At 69.0% G+C, this 8796-nt stretch carries 11 protein-coding genes; 8 read left to right on the top strand and 3 right to left on the bottom strand.

The genetic code is table 11. The features are described from left to right. Positions 1-267: 267 nt before the first annotated feature. A complete protein-coding gene (locus GGD89_RS10955; RefSeq protein WP_184045130.1) occupies positions 268-693 on the bottom strand; it encodes an ATP-binding protein in 426 nt (141 codons plus the stop codon). Between the two features lie 222 nt (positions 694-915). Between GGD89_RS10955 and GGD89_RS10950 the strand changes: the two genes are divergently transcribed. The 6 genes from GGD89_RS10950 (at position 916) to GGD89_RS10925 (ending at position 5943) form a co-directional block, all read left to right on the top strand. Continuing rightward, a complete protein-coding gene (locus GGD89_RS10950) occupies positions 916-1854 on the top strand; it encodes a dihydrodipicolinate synthase family protein (protein ID WP_184045128.1) in 939 nt (312 codons plus the stop codon). Between the two features lie 197 nt (positions 1855-2051). Beyond that, positions 2052-2351, top strand: a complete 300-nt coding sequence (locus GGD89_RS10945) for a YggT family protein (protein WP_184045126.1) — start codon at positions 2052-2054, stop codon at positions 2349-2351. A gap of 12 nt (positions 2352-2363) precedes the next feature. Then, on the top strand, positions 2364-2717 hold the full coding sequence (locus GGD89_RS10940) for a DUF167 family protein (RefSeq protein WP_343058582.1): 354 nt from the start codon (positions 2364-2366) through the stop codon (positions 2715-2717). An 87-nt stretch (positions 2718-2804) separates the two neighbouring features. Beyond that, positions 2805-3707, top strand: a complete 903-nt coding sequence (locus GGD89_RS10935) for a bifunctional 5,10-methylenetetrahydrofolate dehydrogenase/5,10-methenyltetrahydrofolate cyclohydrolase (RefSeq protein WP_184045124.1) — start codon at positions 2805-2807, stop codon at positions 3705-3707. Next, entirely contained in the window at positions 3697-4515 is an 819-nt protein-coding gene (locus GGD89_RS10930) for a response regulator (protein WP_184045122.1), read from the top strand. Before GGD89_RS10935 ends, GGD89_RS10930 begins: the two co-directional genes overlap by 11 nt. A gap of 360 nt (positions 4516-4875) precedes the next feature. Further along, positions 4876-5943: a hypothetical protein gene (locus GGD89_RS10925; RefSeq protein ID WP_184045120.1), complete on the top strand. Its 1068-nt coding sequence runs from the start codon at positions 4876-4878 to the stop codon at positions 5941-5943. A gap of 169 nt (positions 5944-6112) precedes the next feature. Here GGD89_RS10925 and GGD89_RS10920 read toward each other — a convergent pair whose 3' ends face one another. After that, on the bottom strand, positions 6113-6259 hold the full coding sequence (locus GGD89_RS10920) for a hypothetical protein (RefSeq protein WP_184045118.1): 147 nt from the start codon (positions 6257-6259) through the stop codon (positions 6113-6115). Between the two features lie 700 nt (positions 6260-6959). Here GGD89_RS10920 and GGD89_RS10915 point away from each other — a divergent pair. Continuing rightward, positions 6960-7367: a DUF423 domain-containing protein gene (locus tag GGD89_RS10915; RefSeq protein ID WP_184045116.1), complete on the top strand. Its 408-nt coding sequence runs from the start codon at positions 6960-6962 to the stop codon at positions 7365-7367. A gap of 253 nt (positions 7368-7620) precedes the next feature. Further along, complete coding sequence (locus tag GGD89_RS10910; protein WP_184045114.1) at positions 7621-7986, top strand: response regulator; 366 nt, start codon at positions 7621-7623, stop codon at positions 7984-7986. 51 nt (positions 7987-8037) lie between these two features. Here the strand turns inward: GGD89_RS10910 and GGD89_RS10905 are convergent, their stop codons facing one another. Continuing rightward, entirely contained in the window at positions 8038-8643 is a 606-nt protein-coding gene (locus GGD89_RS10905) for an LOG family protein (RefSeq protein WP_184045112.1), read from the bottom strand. Positions 8644-8796: the final 153 nt, after the last annotated feature.

Genomic DNA, 8796 nt, shown 5'->3' with positions numbered 1-8796 from the left:
TGGGCTTCACCCGCTTTCACCTCCGTGGCCTCGGCAAGGTCAAAACCGAATGGGCGCTCGTCACCCTCGCTTACAACTGCAAGCGGATGGCCCGCATCAGGGCCGCATGACACCCGCGCCACCACCTAAACTCAAGGCCGCGCGGCCAAACCCGACAGACTGCTAGAGCGTGTTGCGTGATTTTGGAATCACCCAAAACGCTCTACGTTTTTGTTTTTAAAGCAAATCGTCGTCGCGATCCGGTTCGGATCGCTCGGGATTTGCTCTCTAAAACAGCCGCCCGCGCGGCCCCATCACCCGCAGGGTGACGCGGTTGAGGCCGTCCCGGCGTTCGTAGCCGATGTCCTGCGCCAGCGCCTGGATGATGCGCAGGCCGGCGCCGCCGATGGGGATGTCTTCCGCCGGGACACCCGGCGCGGGCGGCGTCGGACCGGTCGGATCGAAGGGCCGTCCGGGATCCTCGTAGTCCATGCGCAGCGTGCCGTCGGTCTCCTCGATGGTCAGGCGCACCTTGGCGTCCGTGTCGGTCACGCCGCCATGCAGCAGCGTGTTGGCGAACAGCTCCTCCACCAGAAGCTCCGCGCGGTGCTGGGTCGACAGGGGCACGCCGCGCACCTGGCAGACACGGGCCACGAAGTCGATGAGCAGGCGCAGGCGGGTGGCGCAGGCGGAAACCTCCAGGCGGTCGGGCATGGGTCCTCGCTCGCTGGCGCGGCGATAAGGGGAACCAGACGGCGGCGCGACCGACGCGCGGCCGACGCGCCCTCGATCCCCGTGTCTGGTATGGGGCGGGCGGAGGCGGTTTCAAGACCCGAACCACGGTCCTGGCCCTGGACACGCGGCCCCGGAGGCGTATGGTGCGCGAAGGTGTGGCCGATGGGGGACGGCCTCCACGTTTCATCGAGGATGCCGCCGATGTCCGTTGTCGAGTCCGCGTCTCCCCCGCCCCGCGCGCGCGGGCTGTACGTGCCCGTGCTGACACCGTTTCTTCCGGACCTGTCGGTGGACGAGTCGCGCTTCCTGGACCACTGCCGCTGGCTGCTGGACCACGGCGCCGACGGATTGGCGGTGTTCGGCACCACCTCCGAGGCCAACAGCCTGGGGATCGAGGAAAAGCTGGACCTGCTGGCGCTGCTGATCGAGGCCGGCATCCCGCCCGAGCGCCTGATGCCCGGCACCGGCACCTGCGCCATCCCCGACACCGTGCGCCTGACCCGGGCGGCGGTGTCGGACGGCTGCGCGGGCGTGCTGATGCTGCCGCCGTTCTATTACAAGGGCATTTCCGACGACGGCCTGTTCGCCAGCATCGACGCGGTGATCCAGGGGGTCGGCGACAGCCGCCTGCGCATCTATCTGTACCACTTCCCGCACCTCAGCCAGGTCCCGATTCCGGCGGCGGTGATCGGCCGCCTGATCGAGGCCCATCCCGAGACCGTGGTGGGGCTGAAGGACAGCTCCGGCAACTGGGACAACACCCGCGCGCTGCTGGAGCACTTTCCCGGGTTCAGTGTGTTCCCCGGGTCGGAAGCGCACCTGCTGGACGCCCTGCGGCTGGGCGCGCCGGGCTGCATCACGGCCACCGGCAACGTCAACCCGATGGGCATCAAGGCCGTGATCGACGGCTGGAAGAGTCCCGAGGCCGAGGCGTTGCAGACCCGCGCCGGACAGGTGCGCGCCCTGTTCAGCGACCGCCCGCTGATCCCGGCGCTGAAGGCGGTGATGGCGATGGCGCGCGACGCGCCCACCTGGCGCCTGCCGCGCCCGCCGCTGCTGGCCATGGACGAGACCGATGGCGCCGTCCTGGCTGCCACGTTGCGCGAACTGGGGGTCGACCTGAACGACGCCGTCACCTGACGGCACCGGCACCGCGCCCGCCCGGGATCGGCCCGCACCCGGCGATTCCCTCGCCGCGCGTTTTGCAGTACGGTCGGCCCGGTCATTGTGGCCGATCAGAGGACCCGCCCGCGCCCTCGGGCGGCCGTCGCCCCCGACCACCAGCCACCGACCACCAGCCACCGACCACCAGCCCCCGCCCCTTCCGGAAGGCCCCCATGGACATCATCCTCGTCCCGCTGTTCCAGATCATCCTGATGGTCATCAACCTGTACATCTGGGTCGTCATCATTCAGGCGATCCTGTCCTGGTTGATCGCCTTCAATGTGGTCAATCCCTACAATCAGGTCGTCGGCACCATTGGCGAGGTGCTGCGACGGCTGACCGAGCCGGCATTGGGGCCGATCCGCCGCCGGCTGCCCAACCTGGGTGGCGTCGATCTGTCCCCGCTGGTGCTGATCCTGGGCCTGATCTTCGTGCAGATGGTGCTGGAGCAAATCCTGTTTCGCCTCGTCTGAGCGCCCGTGGTGGTGAGCGACGCCGGTCAAACGGCGGCCCCGCCGCCCCTGCCCCTCGTCCCGCGCGATGACGGCGCCCGGCTGTCGGTGCGGCTGACCCCCAAGGCGGCGCGCGACCGGATCGAGGGCGTCGCCACCGACGCGGACGGCCGGCCGTGGCTGCGCGTCTCGGTGACCGCCGTGCCCGAGGGCGGCAAGGCCAACGCCGCCCTGGTGGCCCTGCTGGCCAAGACCTGGCGGCTGCCCCGGGGCGCGTTCACCGTCGTGAGCGGCGCGACCGACCGCCGCAAGAGCTTGCGCGTGGCCGCGTCGTCGGAGACACTCGACGCACTGGCCGAGCGTCTGGCGGCTCTGCCCCGGCGGTAGGGGCGGCCCCGGCGGTAGGGGCGGCCCCGGCGGTAGGGGCGGCCGGCGTCCCGCCCGCCCCCCTGGTCTGTATCGGAGGACTCGCCGATGGCTCGTGGCGCCCGCATCCTTGAGGGCGAGCACACCGCCCAGGAGATCCTGCGCGACGTGCGCCAGCAGGTGCGCGATCTGGACGACGAACACCGCCTGACCGTCACCCTGGCCTTCGTGGTGGTGGGCGACAATCCCGCCACCTTGCAACTGATCGCCAACAAGAAGGCCCGCGCCGAGGACGCCGGCCTGCGCACGGAGTTGCACACCCTGCCCGCCGACACCGCCGACGGCGAGGTGATCACCGTCATCGACGGGCTGAACCACGACCCCGGCGTGCACGGCATCCTCATCCAGCATCACATGCCACGGTACCGCGACGCCCGCCGGCTGATCGAGGCGGTGGACCCCGCCAAGGACGTGGACGGCTTCCACACCGCCAACGCCGGCCTGCTGGCCACCGACGTCCCGGCCTTCGTGCCCTGCGACGCACTGGCCGGGGTGCACCTGCTCAAGGAACACGTGGACCCGCGCCCGGTGGGCTGGCACGCCGTGGTGGTCGGCGACACCCATCGCACCGGCCGGCCGTCGGCGCGCCTGCTGCTGGGTGAGCGCTGCACGGTGACCATCGCCCATGAGGACACCCGCGACCTGGCCGACATCTGCAAGCAGGCCGACATCCTGTTCGCGGCCACCAACCGCGCCGGCATGATCCGCGCCCATCACGTCAAGCCCGGGGCGGCCGTTTTCGACCTGGGCCGGAGCCGCATCACCGTCAATGGCGAGTTGCGTATCGTCGGCGACGTGCGCTTCGACGAGGTTCGCGAGGTCGCCGGCTGGGTCACGCCGGTGCCCGGGGGCCTGGGTCCGGTGGCCGTGGCCATGCTGATGCGCAACGTGGTGACGGCCTGCCGGCGCCAGAAGCGGCTGGATGCCAGGGGCGCGCGCCATGCCGGCTGACCCACAATCGGGGGAGGCCACCGCGGCGGCGCCCCGCATCCTGGTGGTGGACGACACCCAGGACATCCGCGACCTGCTGGCCCGCTACCTGGGCCAGCACGGCCTCGCGGTGGAGACCGCCGCCGACGGCGCCGGCCTGCGCGCCGTTCTGGCCCGCGACGACCCGGCCGAGCGGCCGGACCTGGTGATCCTGGACCTGATGATGCCGGGCGAGGACGGGCTGTCGCTATGCCGGTCCTTGCGCGCCGAGCCGGCCACGCGGGACCTGCCCATCGTCATGTTGACCGCCATGGGCGATGAGACCGACCGGGTGGTGGGCCTGGAACTGGGTGCCGACGACTATGTCCCCAAGCCGTTCAATCCGCGCGAACTGCTGGCCCGGGTGCGCGCGGTGCTGCGCCGCGCCGGCCCGCGCCCGGCGGACCCCGACCCGGCCCGTGGCCCGGCGGCGCCCGCGGACTCGGACCCCACCGACCGCCTGCCGGAGGCCGGGCGGGTACGCTTCGACCGCTGGATCCTGGATCTGGGCCGGCGCGAGCTGGAAGGCCCCGACGGCGTGGGGATCGCCCTGTCCACCGGGGAATACTCGATGCTGCGCGCCTTCGTGGAACACCCCGGCCGGGTGCTGACCCGTGACCAGTTGCTGGACCTGGCGCGCGGGCGTGGCGCGGCCCTCACCGACCGCAGCATGGACACGCAGGTGAGTCGGCTGCGCCGCAAGATTGAGCCCGATCCCCGCGACCCGCGCCTGCTGAAGACCGTCTGGGGCGGCGGCTACGTGCTGGCGGTGCCGGTGGAGCGGCTGTGACCCCAACGGGGCGGCCTGGCCGGCCCGCTCACCGCGCCCCTCACCATCCCTCAGTCGCGTGCTCGACGCCACCCGTCATGCTGGCTCCGTATGCTCCAAGGGTGGACTTCTTGAATCACACGCGTGTTCCCAAACGCAAGACCAAACGGAAGGAGGGTGAGCACGCATCCGGCGGCGTTGCGCGCCCGGATGCCCCGCGATGAATTCCCGTGGGCAGGGTCGGGATGAATGGGTACGATGCCGGACGATCACGGATGGTCGCGGACTTCGACCGAAGACCCGGACTCCTGGGATGACCATCCGCCGCATGCGCCGGCAACCTTCCGCCGGGCATGGGGTCCCGAACGGGCGAGGACAATCATGGGCGCAGAGACCCCCCTGCACACCAGCGATGGCACGCTGACGCCAATCGAGGAATCCGACATGGATTCCCTGTTCGTGCTGCCGCTGGACATCATTCCGTTCACGACACCGGCCCTGCGCCAGGCGCGCATGATCAAGAACGCGCACCTGCGCAGCGTCATCGAACTGTTCTCCGACGTCTCCACCGGCAGCGGACAGGTGGAGATCAACGATCTGCCCAAGCTGATGCCGTGGCCCGAGGACGAGATCCATCCGGACCTGGTGATCGCCCGCAAGCTGGCCATGTTGCACAGCTACGATGTCTTTTCGCTGCGCATCATGCTGCGGCGCATCGGCGTGCCGGTGGCGGAGCAGGCCGGACTGCAACTGACGCCCGAGAAGAACCAGGAACTGACCACCTACATGACGCAGTTCACGCGCCCGCTGATCAGCCAGATCTATGGGGGCGACGAGACCGTCAAGGTGGAGCGGTTCGAAGACGTGGTCAAACTGTTCCGGGACCCGGACGTCAAGCGGGCGCGCCAGCGCCTCACCCAGATGGCCGATGCCCTGGGTATCGAGGTCATGGAGGTGCCGCGCTTCCTGGAAGATTACGGCGATATCTTCCTGTCTCTATCCTATTACAGGCGGTGCCTGGATATGCTCACGCCGCTTCTGGATGTCTTCATCGACTCCATGTATGAGATACGCAAGAACTATCAGATGCGCCAGGACCAGAACCTGCTGCGATCCTGCGACATGATCGAGACCACCATCAATGAACTGACGGCGGCCATCACCGGCCGGTTCGAGAACTTCGACCGCTCCACCAAGACCATGTGGGAGAACATCTCCGCCGAGCGCTTCCAGAAGGTCAAGGACCTGATCCAGGCCTACCACGTCACCATCGGCGGCGTGCTGTGTGGCCTGACGGTGAAGATGAACGCCTGGATTCGGCTGTTCCCGCGCCCCACCTCCGGCGGACCGGTCAAGCGCTCGGAGTTCATCATGACGGACATTCGGCAGGGGCTGGAGAACATCACGCGCATCGAGGATTCCGCCCCCATGCTGGCGCAACTGGAGTAGGGCGCCGATCCAGACAAAAGATGCAGTCCGCGGTCCCCGTGACGATACAGAAGACACAAAAAAAGCTGGCGTCTCGCCAGCCGTTGATCACGTCTTGGCGTCGCGCCAGCCTCCGTCTCACCGCATGCGCGGCAGAACCCTCATACGACCCATCATCGCGCCGGCCCCATCACACGGGCCGGACGGCGACGGGTTTGACCGTGGCCGCCCGAGTCAGGCGGCGGCCGAAGGCCGCTTCCTCGGACGCGACATGGTCCGAGATCACGTGGCTGTGGCAGGCCATGCCATAGCGAAAGAACAACAGGAAGCGCAACATGGAGGCACCCTCCCTTCCGGAGGTTACGAACGCGGCGCTCATCGCCGATAGAATGACGGTATCAAGAGAGCGGTGCCTGGGCAAGGAAAAAATGCGCACTGGGTGCGCAATTTGCCGGGAAGCCAAAAGAAACCAGTCGCCCTTTGGCCCCATGACCACGGGGGCGCGTCCGCAATCAAAGCGTGTTCGCGCGGCCACGCCGGCCGAGGACGGCACGGCGGCGGTCCAGAGTAGGCCAGGGGGCGGGGGCCGGCGACGACGGCCCGACACGGGCGCCACACGCCCCGCGATCGGCCGCGTCGCCCGACCGTCCGCGACCCGACGCGGCAATCCCGTGCGGACGTGTCGGGAAAAAAAATCATCAGATTTGCCTAAAATGCCGTATTTTGTGATGAGGGTCACAGGGTGCCGGCGGGGTCTGCCCTACCGTGAAGGTGGCCGACGGAATCTCGTCGCCCACCCGACGCCCGGTCGATCACGGAGGCCAGCGTCGGGACGGGGCGGGATCGCGGCGGCTGCTTGCATCCTCTTTACCCTCAACAGCAGACTGGGGCGGGCCCGCACGGATCCGCCCCCTTTTCTGTCCACCCATTCCGGCCGCGCATTCCGGCCGCCGGCGTGTCGGCCTTGACCCGGCACCGGCCGCCGCCCACCTTCGCCCTCAACCGCCTGACCGAGACGCCCACCCCGGAGCCCCGCCATGACCGCCACCCGTCCCTGGATCGCCGTCGGCGCCATCGCCGCCCTTCTGGCCGTGGCCATGGGCGCGTTCGCGGCCCACGGGCTGGAGGCGACGGGCGACGCGCGCGCGGTGGACCTGGTGGACAAGGCCGCCCGCTACCAGATGATCCACGCCCTTGGCCTGATCCTGTGCGGGCTGGTGGGCCAGGGGACGCCGCCGGCCGGACGGGGTTGGGTTCGGGCCGCCGGAGTCGCCTTCGGGTTGGGGATCGTGCTGTTCTGCGGCACGTTGTACACCCTGGCCTTCACCCCTTGGCCGGTGGCCCTGGCGGCGCCGTTCGGCGGCACGGCCTTCATGGTCGGCTGGGGGTGCCTGGCGGTGGCGGCGCTGCGAACCGGGGGCGGCAAACCGGGCACGACGGCGTGATCCCCCGGGTGGGCCACCGCCGAAAGGGACCCGGACGCGGGTCGACCCTAAGGAGAAAACGGGCCGAAAAGGTGACGTCCGCCGGTATGGAGGCTGTTGGATTTCGCCCGGTTCCCTTATACAAAGAGCGGGGGTGAGCGTCGCGTGGATCGCAGGACGATAGCGCGCGCGGTATTCGGACTCCCCGGGTCATGAACACCAGGGCTCCCGGGATCCTAGACCGGATCGGCGCTGACAATCAGGCAGGCAACCGATGTCCAAGACCATTCTGATCGTTGAAGACAACGAACTGAACATGAAGCTGTTCAACGACCTGCTGCAAGCGCATGGCTACCGCACCCTGCAGACGGCGGACGGCCGCGAGGTGATGGACATCGCCCGCCAGCATCGCCCGGACCTGATCCTCATGGACATCCAGCTTCCGGAGATCTCGGGGCTGGAGATCACCAAGATGCTGAAGGAAGACGACGAGTTGAAGAGCATTCCTGTCGTCGCCGTCACCGCCTTCGCCATGAAGGGCGACGAGGAGAAGATCCGCGAGGGCGGCTGCGAGGGCTATATCGCCAAGCCGATCTCGGTGGCCAACTTCCTCCAGACCGTCGGCAAGTTCCTGGCCTGACACGCGCCCCGACCGTCCGGCTCCCGCGCTCGCCCAGACCCTGCCCAGACCCTATCCGAGGGCTCGTGCTTCCGCGTCCGGCGCGACCGAGGCGGAAGGCCGCGCCGCCAGTTCGGTGGCCAGGGCGGGGAGCACCGCCTCGGGGGTGTCCACCACCGTGAACAGACGGCGGTTTTCCGGCGGCGCGAAGCCCTGCTCGACGATGCGGTCGACCAGCGCCAGCAGCGGGTCCCAATAGCCCTCCACGTTCAACAGCACCATCGGCTTGTCGTGCAGGCCAAGCTGGCGCCACGTCAGGATCTCGAACGTCTCGTCCAGGGTGCCCAGCCCCCCCGGCAGGACGCAGAACGCCTGCGCGCGTTCGAACATGCCCAGCTTGCGGCTGTGCATGTCGCTGACCACGTGCAGTTCCGGCAGGCTCCGGTCGGCGACCTCGATACGCTCCAGGTGCTCGGGAATGAAGCCGACGACATGCCCGCCGGCGGCCATGGTGGACTGCGCCAGTTCCCCCATCAGGCCCACCCGGCCGCCTCCGAACACCAGCGTGCCACCGCCGGTCCCGATACTGGTCCCCAGCCGTCGCGCGGCCTCGACAAGGGTGGGACGGGTTCCGGCCCGGGCACCACAGAACACACACAGGGACAGGGCTTGCGTCATGACACGGGTCTCGTTTGCTCGCGAATGAAGGATGCCGGCGGCCATCCCGGGACCACCGGTGGGGGCGGCCCCCTCTGGACCGTTCTAGACCAAGCGCCGCCGCCAGGGAACCGCGTCCCGCGCATGCCGGCCCCGATCGCATCCCCGGGCGGC

Source organism: Roseospira visakhapatnamensis, from assembly GCF_014197915.1.
Taxonomy (GTDB): Bacteria; Pseudomonadota; Alphaproteobacteria; order Rhodospirillales; family Rhodospirillaceae; genus Rhodospira; species Rhodospira visakhapatnamensis.
Note: the sequence above shows the minus strand (reverse complement) of the source record. Positions and strands in the feature narration are given on the sequence as shown.